Source organism: Azospirillum fermentarium (genome assembly GCF_025961205.1).
In the GTDB taxonomy this organism is placed as follows: Bacteria; Pseudomonadota; Alphaproteobacteria; order Azospirillales; family Azospirillaceae; genus Azospirillum; species Azospirillum fermentarium.
Genome location: NZ_JAOQNH010000001.1, coordinates 2,106,263 through 2,124,388 on the forward strand (window position 1 = coordinate 2,106,263; position 18,126 = coordinate 2,124,388).

An 18,126-nucleotide genomic window follows, 5' to 3' on the forward strand; every position below is an offset into this window, starting at 1 on the left:
CCTTACACCTTTTCCTGCGCCAGCGCGCCCCATAGACCCAGCAGCGCCGTTTGCGGCGGCCGGTCGGTGGTGTGGACGGCAAAGCTCCACCCCGCCGCCCGCGCCAGCGCCGCCAGCCCATCCCGATGCGCGCTCAGCCGCTCGCGGTAGGCGCCGCGCACCGCCTCCACGCGGGGGACCAGCAGGCGCCCTTCGCCCTCCAGCCCCTGGAACAGCACCCGCCCGCCAAACGGCAGCGTCTCCTCCGCCGGGTCCAGCACCTGGAGCAGATGGCCGCGCACCCCCCCCGCCGACAGGGCCGACACCGTGGCGTGGATCTCCGGCAGCGGCGACAGCAGGTCGCCGACCACCACCGCCTGCCCATGGCGGGGCAGGGGTTCGGCGGCGGGCAGGGCCGCGCCGTCACCCTCCTTGTTCATCGGGCTCTGGTTCATCGGGCTCTGGTTCATCAAGCTCAGGGCCATGCGTTCCAGCACCGTGCGGCTGTGGTCGGGGCGCTGGCCGCCGTTCAGCAGCGCCACCCGCTCGCCGCCGCGCACCAGCAGCACGGCCAGCGCCAGCAGCAGCACCTCCGCCCGTTCCCGCTTCAAGGGCAGGGCGGGGGCGGAGCGGTAGTCCATCGACGGCGACCGGTCGCGCCACAGCCACACGCTCTGCGCCGCCTCCCACTCGTTCTCGCGGACATAGACGGGCACGGTCTTGGCCGACTGGCGCCAGTCGATCATCGACGGGGCGTCGCCCGGCTGGTAGCGGCGGAACTGCCAGAAGGTCTCGCCCAGCCCGACGCGGCGGCGTCCATGCACCCCCTGGGCCACCGTCGCGGCCACCCGCTCGGCGGCCACCAGCAGCGGCGGCAGGCGGGAGGCGAGATCCTCCGCCCGGTTGCGGGCCTGTAGGGCGGCGGCGGTGGTGCGGTTGGGCATCGGCGCGGGGCGGCTTATGAGGAAAAAGGGTCGGGTCAGCGCAGCGGCGCGCACAGGCGCTCGATCAGCCCGTCCAGGGTCAGCCCGTCGGCCCGCGCGGCGAAGTTCAGCGCCATGCGGTGACGCAGCACCGGGGCGGCCAGGGCCAGCACATCGTCCAGCGACGGCGACAGCCGCCCGTCCAGCACGGCGCGCGCGCGGGCGGCCAGCATCAGCGCCTGGCTGGCGCGCGGCCCCGGCCCCCAGGCCACGTTGGCCCGCACCTCGGGCAGCGACGTGGTTTCGGGCCGGCTGTTGCGCACCAGATCGAGGATGCCATCCACCACCCCGTCGCCCACCGGCACCCGGCGCACCAGCCGCTGGGCGTCCAGCAGGTCGGCGGCGGTCAGCACGGCCACGGGCCGCTCCTCCTCCGCCCCGGTGGTGGCGATCATCATGCGCCGTTCGGCATCGCGGCCGGGGTAGCCCACATCCACCTGCAGCAGGAAACGGTCGAGCTGCGCCTCGGGCAGGGGATAGGTTCCCTCCTGCTCCAGCGGGTTCTGGGTGGCCAGCACGTGGAAGGGCTCGGGCAGGGGATGGTACTGCCCCGCCACCGACACCCGCCGTTCCTGCATGGCCTGGAGCAGCGCCGACTGGGTGCGCGGACTGGCGCGGTTGATTTCGTCGGCCATCAGAAGCTGGGAGAACACCGGGCCGGGGATGAAGCGGAAGGAGCGGCGGTGATGCTCGTCCTCCTCCAGCACCTCCGAGCCCAGGATGTCGGCGGGCATCAGGTCGGGGGTGCACTGGATGCGCTTTTCGTTCAGGCCGAGGATGATGCCCAGCGTTTCCACCAGCCGCGTCTTGGCCAGCCCCGGCACGCCGATCAGCAGCACATGCCCGCCGGCCAGCAGCGTCACCAGCGTCTGGTCGATCACATCGTCCTGGCCGAAGATGATGCGCCCGATCCGTTCGCGGACCAGGGCCATCTTGTCCCCCAGCCCTTCGATGGCGGCTGCAAGCTGCTGGGGGGAATCGTCGGTGCGGGTGGCGGAGATGGTCAAGCCGAAAATCCCCCTGTCTTCCTTGCGGTTATCGCCCGTGCGGCCTGTCCTGTTTCATGGCGGGCCCCCCTGACGGATGGCAGCCCTACACGAAACCGCGGCCTGTGCCTATGTCATGGATACGGGTCAGGCGACTATGCTGTGACGAGTATGGCGGAAATGCGTTGGACGGTCACCGGATGAACATCGGAAACAATCCAGGGAATGGCAAGACGGGCGGCGGTGTTGATCCCGATACCGTGACCAAGGCCATAGGACATCCTCCGATGGAGGAACAATACGACATCCGCATTGCACGTGACGGCACGTGGTATCACAATGGTGATCCCATCCGGCGCCTGGAGCTGGCGAAGCTGTTCGCCACGATCCTGCGGCGGGATGACGCAGGGGATTATTGGCTGATTACGCCTGCCGAAAGGGGGCGCATAGTTGTCGAAGATGTCCCGTTCGTCGCCGTTGAAATGACGGTCAATGGAAGCGGGCGCGGCCGTGTGTTGTCGTTCCGCACAAATCTCGACGAATGGGTGGATGCCGGGCCGGATCATCCGATCAGGATTGAGACACATCCTGAAACGGGTGAGCCCCGCCCGTATATCCTTATAAGAAAAGGGCTGGAAGCCCGCATTTCCCGTCCGGTCTTCTATGAACTGGTGGATCAATGCGAGCCGCAAGCCCAGGACAGGGAGGCTGTGGTCGGCGTATGGAGCAGGAACACATTTTTCGCGCTGGGAGAGCTGCCTGGCGCGTGACTCTCGACGATGTGCGCAAGCGGTTCCCCGGCAGCACCACCGCTGCCCGGCTGAGGCCGCCCAAGATCCGTGGCGATCATGACCTGAACCCCGGTTTCGGCCCGCCCCAGGGCCTGCGGGAGGCGTCGGTGCTGGTGCCGCTGGTGGAGCGGGCGGAAGGGGCGACGGTGCTGTTCACCCTGCGCACCGCCTCGCTGACCGCGCACGCCGGCCAGATCAGCTTCCCCGGCGGCCGGCGCGAGGCGGAGGACCGTTCGCCGGAAGACACGGCGCTGCGCGAAACGGAGGAGGAGATCGGCCTGTCCCGCGACCGGATCGAGATTCTGGGGCAGCTCGACACCTACGTCACCCGCACCGGGTTCCGCGTGACGCCGGTGGTCGGGCTGGTGCGCCCGCCCTTCACCCTCGACCCCGACCCCACCGAGGTGGACGAGGTGTTCGAGGTGCCGCTGTCCTTCATCCTCGATCCCGCCAACCCCCAGCGGCACAGCCGCACCTTCATGGGGACGGAGCGGTATTTCTACGCCTTCCCCTACCAGCAGCGCTACATCTGGGGGGCGACGGCGGGGATGCTGGTGAACCTGCGCGACGTGCTGCGGGAAATGTCGTAAGGGTGGGGGAAACGTCCCCCGCCCGGTTCCCCGCCCATCATGAAACCCGCCGCCCGCCTGACGCCCCAGCCCTGGATGATTGCGCCCGAAACGCGGGCGGTGTTCGACGCCCTGGCCCGCGGCGGGGCGGACGCGCGCTTCGTCGGCGGCTGCGTGCGCGATGCGTGGCTGAACCGCCCGGTCAAGGACGTGGACATCGCCACCCACGCCCCGCCCGAGCGGGTGATGGCGCTGCTGGAAACGGCGGGCGTCAAGGCCATCCCCACCGGCATCCAGCACGGCACCGTGACCGCGGTGGTGGACCGCCAGCATTTCGAGATCACCACGCTGCGCCGCGACGTGGAAAGCTTTGGCCGGCACGCCCGCGTGGAGTTCACCGACGACTGGCGGGAGGATGCGGCACGGCGCGACCTGACCATGAACGCGCTGTCCTGCACCCTCGACGGCTGGGTCTATGACCCGTTCGGCGGGCTGGCGGACATGGCGGCGGGGCGGGTGCGTTTCGTCGGCGCCGCCACCGCGCGGATCGGGGAGGATGTGCTGCGGCTGCTGCGCTTCTTCCGCTTCTTCGCCCATTACGGCACCGGGGAACCGGACGGGGAGGCGCTGGCCGCCTGCCGCCACTGGGCGCCCAGCCTGCCCACCCTGTCGGGGGAGCGGTTGCAGGGGGAAACCCTGCGCCTGCTGACCGCGGCGCGGGCGGCGGATGTGTGGCGGCTGATGGGGGACACGGGCGTGATGGCCCACCTGCTGCCGGCGGCCACCCGCACCGGGCGGCTGCAGCGGATGATCGGCCTGGAATGCGCGCTGGGTCACCGGCCCGATGCGCTGCTGCGGCTGGCGGCGGTGCTGGACGCGGGGCGGACGGGGGCGCTGGCGGCGGCCAACACCCTGCGCCTGTCCAACGCCGCCCGCAGCCGGCTGGCCGCGGCGGTGGAGCCGGACGCGGCGGTGCCGGTGCGGGGGGACGGGGCGGAGCTGCGCCGCGCTCTCTACCGCCTGCGCTCGGCGGAGACGTTCACCGACGCGCTGATGCTGGCGGCGGCAGCGGGCGGGCCGGTGTCGGTGCCACGGCTGGCGGCGGGGCTGGCGGTGGCCGGGTCCATGCCGGTGTTCCCGCTGTCGGGCCGCGACCTGATGGCGGCGGGGATCGAGCGTGGCCCGGCGCTGGGCCGCACGCTGCGTGCCCTGGAAGCCTGGTGGACCGGCCGGGATTTCGCACCGGACCGGGCGGCATGCCTGGAGGCGTTGGCGCAGCGGCTGGGCCGTTGGCGTGTGATCGGTTCAAACGGAAGCGCTTGAACCGATCACACGGAAAAACCGAAAGCCCAGCGTCCTTCAGGTTCCCATGCGCAGCGGTTCCGCCTGTTCGCTGCCGTCACCCCACGGGGCGGTGCAGCCCCGTTCCACGCGGAAGGCCGAAAGATCGGGGGCGCTGAAGATCTCCGTCAGGCACGGCTGTTGCGCCAGCCACGGGACCAGGGGCTTTTCCAGGGAGGCCGACCGCTCTTTTTCCCGGCTGGGAGCCGGCAGCAGCGGGTCCACGGCGATGATGACGATGTCGGGCGCGAAGTCGCGGCGCACGCGGTTGATGCGCTTTTGCGCGTAGTCGTCGTCGTACAGCGGGTAGGTGTTGAGATCGTAGAACAGGCGGTGCTTCAGCCCCGGCCCGAACAGCCCGTAGGGCCGCAGGCCGGCGGCATAGATGCGCAAGGGCTCAGGCTGGGCGGCGATCCAATCGTAGATGCCGGCATGGGCGCGGGGGATCGTCTGTTGCGGGCGGGGTTCGCCGTGCCGGTGGTGAAGGACGGTGACGGCGATGACCGCCACAATGGCCGCCGCCGCGGCCGCTTCGCGCCTCCAGCGATGGCCGAGGGCCGCGGGCCCGTTGGCCGCCGCCGGCACCGTCCGGGTCAGCGGCCCCAGGCGCCCGGCCAGCCGCAGCACCGCCCCGCCCAGCAGCGCATCCAGCAGGGCGGTGAACCCGACCATCCCGGTCAGGGTCGAGAATTCCGCCATCCGCCATTGCACGAGGCTGCGGAAAAACAGCGAAAAGGGGGTGATGCTGAAGATCGCCAGACCATACACCAGCCACGCCAGCGCCACCGCCGCCGCCAGCCGGGACGGCCCCCGCAGGACGGCGGCCAGCCCCCCCAGCGTGACGATGGCGCAGCCCAGCAGCGCCATCATCCGGTAATCCACCGGCTTCAGAATCTCCCAGAACAGCCCGGACGCGATCCCCGCCGCCACCGTCTTGCCCCAGGCGGAAAAGGACAGATCCCCGGTCAGGCTGCCGAAGGCCGCCAGATTGCGCAGGCTGAACGCCATGCCGGCCAGCAGCGCGGCCCCGGCCGCCACCGCAAGCAGCCGCCGCCCGCGGCGGTCCAGGGGGTGTTTCCACACGGCGACCCCCGCCGTCACCACCCACGCAAGCAGATAGGCCAGGGTATTCGGCTTGGTGGCGATGGCCAGGGCCAGGGCGGCCGCACTTCCCGCAATCTGCACCGGGACGCTGCCGCCCGCCGCGGCCGTGGTCAGGGCGCGCAGCAGCAGCGCCAGGGACGCCAGCAGGCACGCCGCGGTGAACACGTCGTTCTTGCCCAACTGGCCGAGCGACCCGCCGATGGCGATCATCGCCATGCCGGCAAACGCCAGGGTCAGAAGCGCTTCATAGACCGGCCCCAGGCGTCGGGCGGGGGCCTGGACGCCGATGCTGCGGACCATCGACGCCCCCGCGGCCACGGTCACCGCCAGCCCCAGCATGTTTCCCGCCAGCACCGACAGGATGCCGCCGTGCATCACCGAAAAGCCGGTAATCAGCTCGAACCCGTAGGAATAGCTCTGGTACGGCCCCTGGAACGACCACAGCGTGCCGTTTTGCAGGTATTCCATCAGGCCGGGCAGGTGATAGGACACCACGTCCCAGTTCAAGGTGACGGGGACCGCCCCCGTCATCTCCCGCACCCACAGCCGCAGCGACCCGGCCAGGGAAAGCGGGGCGCCGTCGGGGGTGAGCGCCAGCCATTGCGCAATGGGGTACAGGGCCAGAACCGCCGCCCCCGCCGCCACCGGCAGCATCGCCAGGGCGCCCAGGGGGGTGAGCCGCGTCCGCTCCGCGGCGGGGGCCGCGGGCGTGGTCCAGCCGATGCGCAGAAGGGACGCCGCCAGCACGGCGTAGCACCCGGTGACCGCCGCCGGGTGGAAGATCCCCAGCAGCCCCGGAACCACCATGGACAGATAGACCACGAAGGCGGCCAGCACGAGGGCCAGCGTCATGGTTCCGCCGTACGGCGCCGTCACCCGCCGTGCAGCATCCAGAATCAGGACGAAGGAGGCGAGGAAGAGGGCGTCGGCAAGCATGGGATGGGATCCTGAACGTCCCGTACGAGGGCGCGGAGAGAGAGGGCGGACACTACCCCAGCGGCGGAAGCGGGCGGTAGGCTTTATTGCGCGCGCTGCCCGGTGGCACCGCCCATGCCGCCACCGGATCGGTTGTCCGGGGGAACGCGTGTTGCCCCGCCTTGCGGGAGAACGTATACGGTGCCTGTCTGATGCGGCAACGGCCCGGAATAGAGGCGTCGGAATGAGCGTTCTGGAATCGCGGGAGCGGGCGGTGCCGATGGTGGAGGCGGATGTGCCCCTGGTCGTCGATCTCGACGGCACCCTGCTCAAGACCGATCTCTTGTACGAGGCGCTGTTCGTCCTGCTGGCCACCCATCCCCTGACGGCGCTGCGCACGCCGCTGTGGCTGAGGGAGGGGAAGGCGGCGTTCAAGGCGCGGCTGGCCGATGCGGTGCTGCTGGACCTGCGCACCCTGCCGGTGAACGAAGCGGTGCTGGACCTGATCCAGGAGGCCAAGGCCGCCGGGCGGCGGGTCTATCTGGCCTCGGCCTCCGACCGCCGGTATGTGCAGGCCTTTGCCGACCATATGGGCGGTTTCGACGGGGTGTACGCGTCGGACGGCGTGACCAACCTGGGGGCGGGGAACAAGGCCCGGTCGCTGGTGGCGCTGTTCGGGGAAGGGGGGTTCGATTACGTCGGCAACTCCATGGCCGACGTGCCGGTGTGGCAGGTGGCGCGCACCGCCTATGCCGTCAACGCCTCGGGTGCCGTGGTGCGGGCGGCGCGGGCGGCGTCTGCCGACGTGCGGGTGCTGGAGGGGCGGACGGCGGGGGTCGGCGATTACCTGCGTGCCATGCGCCTGCACCAATGGGCCAAGAACCTTCTGATCCTGGTTCCGGGGCTGGCCGCCCACACCTTCTCCGCGGGCGCGCTGTGGCATGCGCTCCTGGCCTTTCTCAGCTTCAGCCTGTGCGCCTCCAGCGTCTATCTGCTGAACGACCTGCTGGACCTGCGCAGCGACCGGCAGCACGCGAGCAAGCGGCTGCGGCCCTTTGCGGCGGGCACTGTGCCGCTGTCGCACGGGATGGCGCTGTTTCCGGTGCTGCTTGTGGCCTCGGTGGCGGCGGCGCTTCTGCTGTCGCCGGCCTTTGTGGCGGTTCTGGCGGGGTATTACGGCCTGACGCTGGCCTATTCGCTGGCGCTGAAGCGGCACCTGATCATCGACGTGGTGACGCTGTCGTCGCTCTACGGCGTGCGTCTGGTGGCGGGGGGCGTGGCGTTCGGGGTGGCCCTGTCGGAATGGCTGATCGCCTTTTCCACCTTCTTCTTCCTCAGCCTGGCGCTGGTGAAGCGGGTGACCGAGCTGATCGGGCGGCGGCGGGCGGGCAAGGGGGATCCGGCGGGCCGCGCCTACACCCTGGACGACCTGCCGGTGCTGGAGATGCTGGCGGCGTCCAGCGGTTTCGTGTCCGTCCTGGTGCTCGCCCTCTACATCAACAGCCCGGAAGTCATGATGCTCTACCGCCATCCGCAGCTTTTGTGGTGCGGCGGGCTGGTGCTGATCTATTGGCTGTGCCGCATCATGGTGCTGACCCACCGCGGCCAGATGAACGACGACCCCGTGATCTATGCCGTGACCGACCGGGTGAGCCTGTCCTGCGGCGTGCTGCTGATCCTGGCGCTGGCGGGGGCCACGCTGTGACCGCCGCGGCCCTGTCCCTGCCGGCGCTGGCGGTGCGCTACACCGCCTTCGCCCTGGTGGCCACCGCCGTCAACCTGCTGACCCAGCGGGGGCTGTTCGCGGTGTACGGCGGCCCGTTCGCGGTCTATGGCGCGCTGGCGCTGGGCACGCTGACCGGGCTGGTGACCAAGTACGCGCTGGACAAGCGGTGGATCTTCGCCGACCGCTCCACCGGGGCCGCCACCCACGCGCGCAAGTTTTCCCTCTACACCCTGATGGGGGTGGCGACGACGGTGATCTTCTGGGGCAGCGAGCTGGCCTTCGACGCCGTCGGCGGCGGGGACTGGCGCTATGTGGGCGGCGCCTTGGGGCTAGCGGTGGGCTATGTGGTGAAATACCGCCTGGACCGGCGGTTCGTGTTCGGAGCCGCGTGATGAAGCTGTCGGGGTGGGGGCGGTTCCCGCGGGTGGAAAGCCGGCTGGTCACCGCACGGGACCAGGATGATGCGGTGCGGGCGGTGGCCGGCGGCGGGCCGCTGATCGCGCGGGGCAACGGGCGGGCCTATGGCGACGCGGCCATCGGCCCGCGGACCACGTTGTCGCTGCTGGGCATGGACCGCATGCTGGGCTTCGACCCGGACAGCGGGGTTCTGACCTGCGAGGCGGGCGTCCTGCTGAGGGACATCCTCGGCGTCTTCGTGCCGCGGGGCTGGTTCCCGCCGGTCACGCCGGGGACCAAGATGGTCACCGTGGGCGGCATGATCGCCGCCGACGTCCACGGCAAGAACCACCACGCCGCCGGATCGTTCGGCGACCATGTGGACAGCCTGGACCTGCTGCTGGCCGACGGGCGGGTGGTCACCTGTGGCCCCAACCGCGCGCCGGAGCTGTTCGCCGCCACCCGCGGCGGCATGGGGCTGACGGGGGTGATCCTGCGCGCGTCCTTCCGCCTGATCCCGGTGGAGACCGGCTATATCCGGCAGGAGACGCTGCGGGCGGACGATCTCGCCGGCATCATGGCGATGTTCGAGGACTCCGCCGGCTGGACCTATTCCGTTGCCTGGATCGACTGTCTGGCCAAGGGGCCGCGGATGGGCCGCAGCCTGCTGTTCCGCGGCGAGCACGCTCGGCTGGACGAACTGCCCGCCGCCGCCCGCGCCCGGCCCCTGGACGTGACCCTGCGCCGGGCCCGCACGGTGCCGTTCGATGTTCCGGCCATCGCGCTCAACCGCCTGTCGGTGGGAGCGTTCAACGCGCTGTACTGGCGGCTGGGCACCCCGCGGGAGGAGCTGATCGACTATGACCGCTTCTTCTACCCGCTGGATTCGCTGCTGGAGTGGAACCGAATCTACGGGCGTCCCGGTTTCACCCAGTATCAATGCGTGCTGCCGCTGTCCACCAGCGCCGACGGGCTGCGGGCGCTGCTGAGCGCCATCGGGGCGGCGGGCAACGCCTCGTTCCTGGCAGTGCTGAAGCTGTTCGGGCGGCAGGACGGGCTGATGTCCTTCCCCATGGAGGGGTACACGCTGGCGCTGGATTTCCCGGCCAGCACGGCCACCCTGGGCCTGCTGCTGGATCTGGACGCCATCGTCGCCGATCACGGCGGGCGGCTCTATCTGGCCAAGGACGCGCGCATGGGGGCGGCCCTGCTGCGCCGCGGCTATCCGGGGCTGGACGGGTTTCAGGCGTTGCGCGCCGCCCATGGGCTGGCTGCCGTTTTCCGTTCCGTTCAATCCGAGAGACTGGGCCTATGACCGCCGTTTCCACCGGTTCCGTGCTGATTCTGGGTGCCGCATCCGACATGGGGCGGGCCATCGCCCGGCGCTACGCCGAAGCGGGGCGGGCGCTGATCCTGGCCGCCCGCACCCCTGAGCGGCTGGAGACCGACGCCGCCGACCTGCGCCTGCGCTTCAAGGCCGATGTGCGGACGGCGGCGTTCGACGCGCTGGACACCGCCGGTCATGCCGCCTTCCTCGACGGGCTGGGGGCGCTGCCGGACACGGTGGTGTGCGTGGTCGGGCTTCTGGGGGACCAGGGGAAATCCCAGCGGGATGCCGCCGTGGCCCGGCGGGTGATCGACACCAACCTGACCGGCCCGGCCAGCATTCTGGGCGAAGCCGCCAACCGGATGGAGGCGCGCGGGTCGGGCACCATCATCGGCGTCAGCTCGGTGGCGGGCGAGCGGGGGCGGGCCAGCAACTACGTCTACGGCGCGGCCAAGGCGGGGCTGACGGCGTTTCTGTCGGGGCTGCGCAACCGGCTGTCCAGGGCGGGGGTGCAGGTCATCACCGTCAAGCCCGGCTTCGTGCGCACCCGCATGACCGAGGGGATGGCCCTTCCCGGTGCCCTGACCGCCGAACCGGACGAGGTGGCCCGCGCCGTCCTGGCCGCCCAGGCCACGGGCCGCGACGTGATCTATGTGCGGCCCGTGTGGCGGCTCATCATGCTCGTCATCCGCTCGCTGCCCGAAGCGGTGTTCAAGCGGACCAAGCTGTAACCCCTTCTCCCAGAACGGATAAGCCCTCTCCCCCCGGGGAGGGGGGAGCGCGCCTTATGGCCACTTCACCTCCGGCGGCAGGCTCATCAGGATGGCCTCGGTGTTGCCGCCGGTCTTCAGGCCGAACAGGGTGCCGCGGTCGTGGAGCAGGTTGAATTCCACGTACCGCCCGCGCTTGATCAGCAGCGCGTCCCGCTGTTCCGCCGTCCACGGTTTGTGCATGGAGCGGCGGATCAGGCGGGGATAGACGTCCAGGAACGCCTCGCCCACCGCGCGGGTGAAGGCGAAATCCGCCTCCCAGCCGCCGCTGTCCAGGCTGTCGTAGAAGATGCCGCCCACCCCGCGCGCCTCACCCCGGTGGGGAAGGAAGAAGTAGCGGTCGCACCATTCCTTGTATTTTTCGTAATACGCCGGGTCGTGGGCGTCGCAGGCGGCCCGCAGCGCGCCGTGGAAATCGGCGGTGTCCTGGGGATCGGGAAAGGTGGGGGTCAGGTCGGCCCCGCCGCCGAACCACCCGCGGGTGGTGACGATGTGGCGGGTGTTCATGTGCGCCGCCGGAACCAGGGGCGAGCGCATGTGCGACACCAGGCTGATGCCCGCCGCCCAGAACCGCCCGTCCTCCGCCGCACCGGGGATGCTGGCGCGGAAGTCGGGGCTGAAGGTGCCGTGCACCACCGACACGTTGACGCCGACCTTTTCGAACACCCGCCCGCGCATGACGGCCATGGTGCCGCCGCCGCCGGTTCCGCCCGCGTGGTCGGGACGCTCCCACGGGGTGCGCTCGAAGCGCCCGGCGGGCAGGGGGGAGCCGGCCATCTCGTCCTCGATGGCTTCGAAGGCGGCGCACAGCCGGTCGCGCAGGCTGGCGAACCACGCCGCGGCGCGGGTCTGACGGTCGGTGTCGGTCATGATGGGCCGTGAAAAGGGAAAGGCGGACAGGGGCAGGGACATAGGGCGCGCCTGCCCGTTGTCACCCCTCCACGGCGGGAAAACCGCCGGTCTGGCGCAATGCCTCCCCCAGCACCATGGCCGCGGCCACCGCCACGTTGAGCGACCGGGCCGGGGGCGCCATGGGAATCAGCAGACGCACGTCAGCGGAATCGTGGACCGCATCGGGCACGCCGGCGCTTTCCCGCCCCACCATGATCCGGTCGCCGGAGTCGAAGATGAACCGGGTGTAAGGGACGGCGGCCCGCGTGCTCAGCAGCACCAGACGCCCGGTTGACGGCTGCGACCGGTAGCTCTCCCACGACGTGTGACGGGTCATATGAACATGGGATAGGTAGTCCATGCCCGCGCGCCGCATCTTCGAGTCATTCAAGATGAAGCCGCAGGGTTCGATGATATCAACGGGAAGACCAAAACAGGACGCCAGACGCATCAGCGTGCCGGCGTTCTGCGGGATGTCGGGTTCGAAAAGAACAAGGCGCATCAGCCTAAGGCACAGGGCAGCGGCAGTTCGAGTTACGCGACATAATGTCCAAAATATCTGTCTTTTCAAGAACGTTCCGCGACGGTATATCGCACGCTCAAAAATGGCAGGGTTTTCATACTTCCCGCCGATCATGGGTGTCCGGGGGTCATCCGACCGGCGGACACGCCCTGCCGTTTCGTGCTACGAAGGTCCATGGCTCATACCCGGCGCCGGATAGGCGTCTCGCGTATGTCTTTGAGGAGAAGAACGCTAATGGCTCAGACCACGCATCCGTCCGGCACGGGTGCCCCCACGGCCCCCGGCGGTGAGGGATCATCCCGCCGAGACTTCCTCTATCTGGCCACCGGAGCGGTGGGCGCCGTGGGTGTCGCCTCGGCTGCCTGGCCGTTCATCGACAGCATGAACCCCGCCGCCGACACGCTGGCTCTCGCCTCGATCGAGGTGGACCTGGCCCCGGTCGCCGAGGGTCAGTCCATCACCGTCACCTGGCGCGGCAAGCCGATTTTCGTCCGTCACCGCACGGCCAAGGAAATCGACGAGGCCAAGACCGTCACCATCTCCGATCTGCGCGACCCGCAGGCGGACGACAAGCGCGTCCAGAAGCCGGAATGGCTGATCCTGATCGGCATCTGTACCCACCTGGGCTGCGTGCCGCTGGGGCAGAAGCCGACCGATCCGCGCGGTGACTTCGACGGGTGGTTCTGCCCGTGCCACGGCTCGCACTATGATTCCTCGGGGCGTATCCGCAAGGGTCCGGCGCCGCTGAATCTGGCTGTGCCGCCGTACGCCTTCCTCAACGATTCGCGCATCAAGCTCGGCTGAGCGGTGTAAGGCCACGGGAGACCCCAGGTTATGTCTCAGGGACACGCCTCTACCTTTAAAAATCCGGTCGTGAAGTGGATCGACAGCCGTCTGCCGATCTTCACGATGATGCATCACGAGTACAACGAGTACCCGATGCCGCGGAACGTCAACTATCTGTGGGCGTTCGGTGCCATCGCGGCCGTCATGCTGATCATCATGATCGCGACCGGCCTCGTTCTCGCCATGCAGTACGCCGCCCACACCTCCATCGCCTTCGACAGCGTCGAGCGCATCATGCGCGACGTGAACTACGGCTGGCTGCTGCGCTATGTCCACGCCAACGGCGCGTCGATGTTCTTCATCGCCGTCTACATCCACATCTTCCGCGGCCTGTACTACGGTTCGTACAAGGCGCCGCGCGAAATCCTGTGGATCCTGGGCGTGGTGATCTTCCTGGTCATGATGGGCACCGCCTTCATGGGCTACGTGCTGCCGTGGGGCCAGATGAGCTTCTGGGGTGCGACCGTCATCACCAACCTGTTCTCGGCCTTCCCGATCGTGGGCGACCCGATCGTGACCTGGCTGTGGGGCGGTTTCTCGGTTGACAACCCGACGCTCAACCGCTTCTTCGCGCTGCACTTCCTGCTGCCGTTCGTGATCCTGGCGCTGGTCATCCTGCACACCGCCGCCCTGCACATCTGCGGGTCGAACAACCCGCTGGGCATCGACGCCAAGGGCCCGCAGGACACCGTGCCGTTCAACCCGTACGTCACGATCAAGGATCTGTTCGCGGTCGTCTGCTTCCTGATCCTGTACGCCGCGTTCGTGTTCTTCATGCCCAACTACATGGGCCACCCGGACAACTACATCCCGGCCAACCCGCTGGTGACCCCGGCGCACATCGTGCCCGAATGGTACTTCCTGCCGTTCTACGCGATCCTGCGCGCGATCCCGGACAAGCTGGGCGGCGTGCTGGCCATGTTCGGCGCCATCGCGGTGCTGTTCATCCTGCCGTGGCTCGACACCTCCAAGGTGCGCAGCTGCAAGTTCCGTCCGATCTACCGTCAGTTCTTCTGGGTTCTGGCCATCGACTCCCTGGTGCTGGGCTACGCCGGTGCCATGCCCGCCGAAGGCATCTGGCTGCTGATCGCCCGTATCGGCACCACCTATTACTTCTTCCACTTCCTGATCCTGCTGCCGCTGCTGGGCAAGCTGGAGCGTCCGCTGCCGCTCCCGGCCAGCATCAGCGAGCCGGTTCTGAAGGGTGGCGGGCATGTCGCCGCCGGTGCCACCGCCAAGCCGATGGAGAAGGCATAATGCGCGCTCTGAAGACTGTCATCCTGTCCGCCGCCCTGGCTCTGGGCATCGGCGGCACCGCGCTGGCGTCGGGCGGCGTGCACATCCCGGCCCAGGACTGGCCCCATTCGGGCGTGTTCGGCACCATCGACAAGCAGTCGGCCCAGCGTGGCTTCCAGATCTACAAGGAAGTCTGCTCGACCTGCCATTCCATGCGTCTGGTCCCGATCCGCACCCTGGCGGGCATCGGTTTCACCGAAGCCCAGATCAAGGACATCGCGGCCGGCTATGAAGTGACCGACGGCCCGAACGACGCCGGTGAGATGTTCCAGCGCCCGGCGGTGCCGGCGGACCGTTTCCCCAAGCCGTTCCCCAACGACAACGCGGCCCGCGCGGCCAACGGCGGCGCCCTGCCGCCCGACCTGTCGCTGATCGCCAAGGCCCGCGTGGGCGGTGAGGATTACCTCTACGCCTTCCTGACCGGCTTCGAAGATCCGGCCCCCGCCGACGTCACCCTGATGCCCGGCATGAACTACAACAAGTATTTCCCCGGCCATCAGGTGGGCATGCCCAACATCCTGATGCCCGACGGCGTGACCTATGCCGACGGCACCAAGGCCACGGTGGAGCAGCAGGCGCACGACATCGCGACCTTCCTGACCTTTGTGGCCGAGCCCCACCTGGATGCGCGCAAGCAGATGGGCGTGAAGGTGATCCTGTTCCTGATCGTCTTCGCCGGCCTGATGTACGCCACCAAGCGTCAGCTTTGGAGCGGCCTGCACTGAGAACCCTTTCGGGCGATCAGCGCAAAAAAGACTGGACAGGGCGCCCTCGGGCGCCCTGTTCTGTTTGGGTGTCCTGCAATTTCGAAGGCAGCCCAACCATGGCCGACCCGCTGATCGACGAGATCATTGATTTCTGGTTCGACGACGAAGCGATCAAACCCTATTGGTTCAAGGCGACGGTCAGTTTCGACCGCATGGTCGCCGAACGCCTGGGCGAACCCTATGACCGCGCCGCCGCCGGCGAACTGGACCATTGGGCCGACGATGTGGACGGGTGTCTGGCCCTGTGCATCCTGTTGGATCAGGTGCCGCGCAACATCTTCCGCGGAACGCCCAAGGCGTTCGCCACAGACGTTCAGGCCCGCCGTTTCGCCGCCCACGCCGTCGATAACGGCTATGACCTGGAATGCACCGAGGACGAGCGGACCTTCTTCTACCTGCCGTTCGAGCATCATGAGGACGCCGACAGCCAGCGCCTGTCGGTCATCCTGTTCAAAGAGCGGGTGAAGCTGAAGGAACAAGTCCATTACGCCGAACGCCATGCGGAGATCATCGCCCGCTTCGGCCGCTTTCCTCACCGCAACGCCATCCTCGGCCGCGCCAGCACGCCGGAGGAAGAGGCGTTCCTGACGGAGCCGGATTCGTCGTTCTGAGATTTGGGGGGCTTCGCAACGGTTTTCGGGCTGACGCGCGAAAACCGGCCCTCACCCAACCCTCTCCCCGTCGGGGAGAGGGCTTCCGGGTGGCTTAGTACGCTGCGACCACGTCGCCGTGGCTGGTGCAGTCGGGGGATGCGAGATCGACGAACACGCTGGTGATGTCGTCGGGCTGGGGCAGGGTCCGCTGATCCTCGCCGGGGAACGCCTGGGTGCGCATGCGGGTCGCCACCTTGCCGGGGTCCACCAGATTGACCCGCAGCGGCGAGGCCGCGATTTCCATGGCGTAGGTCTTCACCATGTATTCCAGCGCCGCCTTGCTCATGCCGTACGGCCCCCAATAGGGATAGGGGGCCGCCGCCGCACCGGAGGTGACGAAGATCGCCCGCCCGGCGTCGGATGCCCGCAGCAGCCGGTCGAAGCTGCGGATCAGCCGGTAGTTGGCGGTGATGTTGGTATCGACGATCCGGGTCATGTGCTTGGGCTCGAACTGGGCGATGGGGCCCAGGGTTTCCAGCACACCGGCGTTGGACACCAGGATGTCCAGCCGCTTGAACCGTTCATAGACCGCCAGCCCCAGGGCGTCGATCTTGTCGAACTCCATCAGGTTCAGGGGCACCAGCGTGGCGTTCTTGCCGGTGGCCTGAAAGATGGCGTCGTCGGTTTCCTCCAGACCGCCCACGGTGCGGGCGGTCAGGATCACATGGGCGCCCTCGGCGGCCAGACGCTTGGCAACCGCGGCACCGATACCGCGGGACGCGCCGGTGATCAGGGCGATGCGCCCCTCCAGGCGGGACATGATGCTTTTCCTTATCCTGAGAAGCGTCAGCCGCGGGCGGCCACGCGCAACGGTTCCACCGTGGCGCCGCTGTCGTGCTGGTCGGTCAGGGAGATGGGATAGTCCCCGGTGAAGCAGGCATCGCAATAGGTGAGCGCGTCGGCGTTGCGCTTTTCCTCGCCCATGGCGCGGTACAGCCCGTCGAGCGAGATGAAGGCCAGGCTGTCGGCGCCGATGAACTCCCGCATCTCCTCCACCGACAGGCGGTGGGCCAGCAGCTTGCTCTGCTCCGGCGTGTCGATGCCGTAGAAGCAGGGGTGGGACGTGGGCGGGCTGGAAATGCGCATGTGCACCTCCTTGGCCCCGGCGGCGCGCACCATCTCCACGATCTTTTTCGAGGTGGTGCCGCGCACGATAGAATCATCCACCAGCACCACCCGCTTGCCCTCGATCATGGCGCGGTTGGCGTTGTGCTTCAGCTTGACGCCCAGATGGCGGATCTGGTCGGTCGGCTCGATGAAGGTGCGGCCCACATAATGGTTGCGGATGATGCCCAGCTCGAACGACACGCCGCTCTGCGCCGCATAGCCCAGGGCCGCCGGCACGCCGCTGTCGGGCACCGGCACCACGAGGTCGGCGGGCACGCCGGCTTCACGGGCCAGTTCCATGCCGATGCGGCGGCGGGACTCGTAGACCGACAGCCCTTCCATCACGCTGTCGGGGCGGGCGAAATAGATGTATTCGAAGATGCAGAACCGGCGGGACGAGGGCTGGAACGGCCGCAGGCTGTGCATGCCGTCGGCGTTCAGCACCACCATTTCACCCGGCTCGATGTCGCGGATGTAGTCGGCGCCCACGATGTCCAGCGCGCAGGTCTCGCTGGTCATGATGTAGGTGTCGCCCAGCTTGCCCAGCACCAGCGGGCGCACGCCCAGCGGGTCGCGCACGCCGATCACCTCGTCCGGGCTGATGGCGACCAGGGAGAAGGCGCCCTCCACCTGCCGCACCGCCTCGATCATGCGGTCCACGGCCGACCCGCCGCGGGCCAGCGCCATCAGATGGACGATGACCTCGGTGTCGGTGGTGGACTGGAACAGGCAGCCGCGGCGCACGAGCTGGCGGCGCAGGGTCTGGGCGTTGGTCAGGTTGCCGTTGTGGGCCAGCGCGAAGCCGCCGAATTCGAAATCGGCGTACAGCGGCTGGACGTTGCGCAGCAGGGTGCCGCCGGTGGTGGCGTAGCGCACGTGGCCGATGGCGTGCGGCCCCTTCAGCCCCTTCATCACTTCTTCGTTGGAGAAGTGATCGCCCACCAGCCCCAGCGCGTGCTGGAGATGGAAGCTGGTGCCGTCATGGCTGACGATGCCGGCGGCTTCCTGGCCGCGGTGCTGGAGCGCATGCAGCCCCAGCGCGGTGATGGCCGCGGCCTGGGGGTGGTTGTAGAGACCGAAAACGCCGCATTCTTCGCGCAGCTTGTCGTCGTCGAACGGGTGCGTCGTCAGCATCGGTCTATCCTCATCATGCGCG

18 protein-coding genes are annotated in these 18,126 nt (G+C 68.7%); 11 read left to right on the top strand and 7 right to left on the bottom strand.

From position 1 onward, the window contains the following. Positions 1-2: 2 nt before the first annotated feature. Positions 3-923, bottom strand: a complete 921-nt coding sequence (locus M2352_RS09985) for a DUF58 domain-containing protein (RefSeq protein ID WP_264664344.1) — start codon at positions 921-923, stop codon at positions 3-5. A gap of 35 nt (positions 924-958) precedes the next feature. After that, complete coding sequence (locus M2352_RS09990; RefSeq protein ID WP_264665329.1) at positions 959-1,894, bottom strand: AAA family ATPase; 936 nt, start codon at positions 1,892-1,894, stop codon at positions 959-961. Positions 1,895-2,148: 254 nt separating this feature from the next. On the opposite strand from M2352_RS09990, the gene M2352_RS09995 reads away from it, so the two are divergent. From M2352_RS09995 to M2352_RS10005, 3 genes are read left to right on the top strand one after another with little or no spacing between them, the layout of a single operon-like run. Next, entirely contained in the window at positions 2,149-2,718 is a 570-nt protein-coding gene (locus tag M2352_RS09995; protein ID WP_264664345.1) for a DUF1285 domain-containing protein, read from the top strand. Continuing rightward, positions 2,715-3,329: a CoA pyrophosphatase gene (locus M2352_RS10000; protein ID WP_264664346.1), complete on the top strand. Its 615-nt coding sequence runs from the start codon at positions 2,715-2,717 to the stop codon at positions 3,327-3,329. Before M2352_RS09995 ends, M2352_RS10000 begins: the two co-directional genes overlap by 4 nt. A 39-nt stretch (positions 3,330-3,368) precedes the next feature. Beyond that, on the top strand, positions 3,369-4,631 hold the full coding sequence (locus M2352_RS10005) for a CCA tRNA nucleotidyltransferase (protein ID WP_264664347.1): 1,263 nt from the start codon (positions 3,369-3,371) through the stop codon (positions 4,629-4,631). A gap of 36 nt (positions 4,632-4,667) precedes the next feature. Here M2352_RS10005 and M2352_RS10010 read toward each other — a convergent pair whose 3' ends face one another. Continuing rightward, positions 4,668-6,689 (bottom strand): hypothetical protein, encoded by a 2,022-nt coding sequence (locus M2352_RS10010; RefSeq protein ID WP_264664348.1) that lies wholly within the window; start codon positions 6,687-6,689, stop codon positions 4,668-4,670. 223 nt (positions 6,690-6,912) lie between these two features. Here M2352_RS10010 and M2352_RS10015 point away from each other — a divergent pair, with 223 nt between their 5' ends. Genes M2352_RS10015 through M2352_RS10030 form a run of 4 tightly spaced genes read left to right on the top strand, consistent with a single transcriptional unit; the run spans position 6,913 to position 10,848 of the window. Next, positions 6,913-8,373 carry a UbiA family prenyltransferase gene (locus M2352_RS10015; RefSeq protein WP_264664349.1) on the top strand — a complete coding sequence of 487 codons (1,461 nt, stop codon included), beginning with the start codon at positions 6,913-6,915 and terminating at the stop codon, positions 8,371-8,373. Further along, the gene (locus M2352_RS10020) at positions 8,370-8,786 is read left to right on the top strand and encodes a GtrA family protein (protein WP_264664350.1); all 417 of its coding nucleotides are present in this window, start codon (positions 8,370-8,372) and stop codon (positions 8,784-8,786) included. The genes M2352_RS10015 and M2352_RS10020 overlap by 4 nt, the downstream gene beginning before the upstream one ends. Then, a complete protein-coding gene (locus M2352_RS10025) occupies positions 8,786-10,105 on the top strand; it encodes an FAD-binding oxidoreductase (protein WP_264664351.1) in 1,320 nt (439 codons plus the stop codon). The genes M2352_RS10020 and M2352_RS10025 overlap by 1 nt, the downstream gene beginning before the upstream one ends. Beyond that, positions 10,102-10,848, top strand: a complete 747-nt coding sequence (locus M2352_RS10030) for an SDR family oxidoreductase (protein WP_264664352.1) — start codon at positions 10,102-10,104, stop codon at positions 10,846-10,848. Before M2352_RS10025 ends, M2352_RS10030 begins: the two co-directional genes overlap by 4 nt. A 54-nt stretch (positions 10,849-10,902) precedes the next feature. Here the strand turns inward: M2352_RS10030 and hemF are convergent, their stop codons facing one another. Further along, positions 10,903-11,799 (bottom strand): oxygen-dependent coproporphyrinogen oxidase, encoded by an 897-nt coding sequence (gene hemF / locus M2352_RS10035; protein WP_406567241.1) that lies wholly within the window; start codon positions 11,797-11,799, stop codon positions 10,903-10,905. Between the two features lie 19 nt (positions 11,800-11,818). After that, complete coding sequence (locus tag M2352_RS10040) at positions 11,819-12,280, bottom strand: tRNA (cytidine(34)-2'-O)-methyltransferase (protein ID WP_264664353.1); 462 nt, start codon at positions 12,278-12,280, stop codon at positions 11,819-11,821. A 255-nt stretch (positions 12,281-12,535) separates the two neighbouring features. Here M2352_RS10040 and petA point away from each other — a divergent pair, with 255 nt between their 5' ends. From petA to M2352_RS10060, 4 genes are all read left to right on the top strand, one after another. Further along, the gene (gene petA, locus M2352_RS10045) at positions 12,536-13,105 is read left to right on the top strand and encodes a ubiquinol-cytochrome c reductase iron-sulfur subunit (protein ID WP_264664354.1); all 570 of its coding nucleotides are present in this window, start codon (positions 12,536-12,538) and stop codon (positions 13,103-13,105) included. 30 nt (positions 13,106-13,135) lie between these two features. Then, the gene (locus M2352_RS10050) at positions 13,136-14,404 is read left to right on the top strand and encodes a cytochrome b (protein WP_264664355.1); all 1,269 of its coding nucleotides are present in this window, start codon (positions 13,136-13,138) and stop codon (positions 14,402-14,404) included. Next, positions 14,404-15,168, top strand: a complete 765-nt coding sequence (locus tag M2352_RS10055; protein ID WP_264664356.1) for a cytochrome c1 — start codon at positions 14,404-14,406, stop codon at positions 15,166-15,168. Before M2352_RS10050 ends, M2352_RS10055 begins: the two co-directional genes overlap by 1 nt. 98 nt (positions 15,169-15,266) lie before the next feature. Beyond that, positions 15,267-15,821 (top strand): DUF924 family protein, encoded by a 555-nt coding sequence (locus M2352_RS10060; RefSeq protein WP_264664357.1) that lies wholly within the window; start codon positions 15,267-15,269, stop codon positions 15,819-15,821. A gap of 94 nt (positions 15,822-15,915) precedes the next feature. Here M2352_RS10060 and M2352_RS10065 read toward each other — a convergent pair whose 3' ends face one another. Beyond that, the gene (locus tag M2352_RS10065) at positions 15,916-16,623 is read right to left on the bottom strand and encodes an SDR family NAD(P)-dependent oxidoreductase (protein WP_264664358.1); all 708 of its coding nucleotides are present in this window, start codon (positions 16,621-16,623) and stop codon (positions 15,916-15,918) included. A gap of 26 nt (positions 16,624-16,649) precedes the next feature. Then, positions 16,650-18,104, bottom strand: coding sequence for an amidophosphoribosyltransferase (gene purF, locus M2352_RS10070; protein ID WP_264664359.1), 1,455 nt, complete (start codon positions 18,102-18,104; stop codon positions 16,650-16,652). Positions 18,105-18,126: the final 22 nt, after the last annotated feature.

Bases quoted from the DNA above. Each gene is read 5' to 3' on its own strand.
- M2352_RS09985 (WP_264664344.1), bottom strand. From the start codon at position 923: ATGCCCAACCGCACCACCGCCGCCGCCCTACAGGCCCGCAACCGGGCG.
- M2352_RS09990 (WP_264665329.1), bottom strand. From the start codon at position 1,894: ATGGCCCTGGTCCGCGAACGGATCGGGCGCATCATCTTCGGCCAGGAC.
- M2352_RS09995 (WP_264664345.1), top strand. From the start codon at position 2,149: ATGAACATCGGAAACAATCCAGGGAATGGCAAGACGGGCGGCGGTGTT.
- M2352_RS10005 (WP_264664347.1), top strand. From the start codon at position 3,369: ATGAAACCCGCCGCCCGCCTGACGCCCCAGCCCTGGATGATTGCGCCC.
- M2352_RS10010 (WP_264664348.1), bottom strand. From the start codon at position 6,689: ATGCTTGCCGACGCCCTCTTCCTCGCCTCCTTCGTCCTGATTCTGGAT.
- M2352_RS10015 (WP_264664349.1), top strand. From the start codon at position 6,913: ATGAGCGTTCTGGAATCGCGGGAGCGGGCGGTGCCGATGGTGGAGGCG.
- M2352_RS10025 (WP_264664351.1), top strand. From the start codon at position 8,786: ATGAAGCTGTCGGGGTGGGGGCGGTTCCCGCGGGTGGAAAGCCGGCTG.
- M2352_RS10030 (WP_264664352.1), top strand. From the start codon at position 10,102: ATGACCGCCGTTTCCACCGGTTCCGTGCTGATTCTGGGTGCCGCATCC.
- hemF (WP_406567241.1), bottom strand. From the start codon at position 11,799: ATGTCCCTGCCCCTGTCCGCCTTTCCCTTTTCACGGCCCATCATGACC.
- M2352_RS10040 (WP_264664353.1), bottom strand. From the start codon at position 12,280: ATGCGCCTTGTTCTTTTCGAACCCGACATCCCGCAGAACGCCGGCACG.
- petA (WP_264664354.1), top strand. From the start codon at position 12,536: ATGGCTCAGACCACGCATCCGTCCGGCACGGGTGCCCCCACGGCCCCC.
- M2352_RS10050 (WP_264664355.1), top strand. From the start codon at position 13,136: ATGTCTCAGGGACACGCCTCTACCTTTAAAAATCCGGTCGTGAAGTGG.
- M2352_RS10055 (WP_264664356.1), top strand. From the start codon at position 14,404: ATGCGCGCTCTGAAGACTGTCATCCTGTCCGCCGCCCTGGCTCTGGGC.
- M2352_RS10060 (WP_264664357.1), top strand. From the start codon at position 15,267: ATGGCCGACCCGCTGATCGACGAGATCATTGATTTCTGGTTCGACGAC.
- M2352_RS10065 (WP_264664358.1), bottom strand. From the start codon at position 16,623: ATGTCCCGCCTGGAGGGGCGCATCGCCCTGATCACCGGCGCGTCCCGC.
- purF (WP_264664359.1), bottom strand. From the start codon at position 18,104: ATGCTGACGACGCACCCGTTCGACGACGACAAGCTGCGCGAAGAATGC.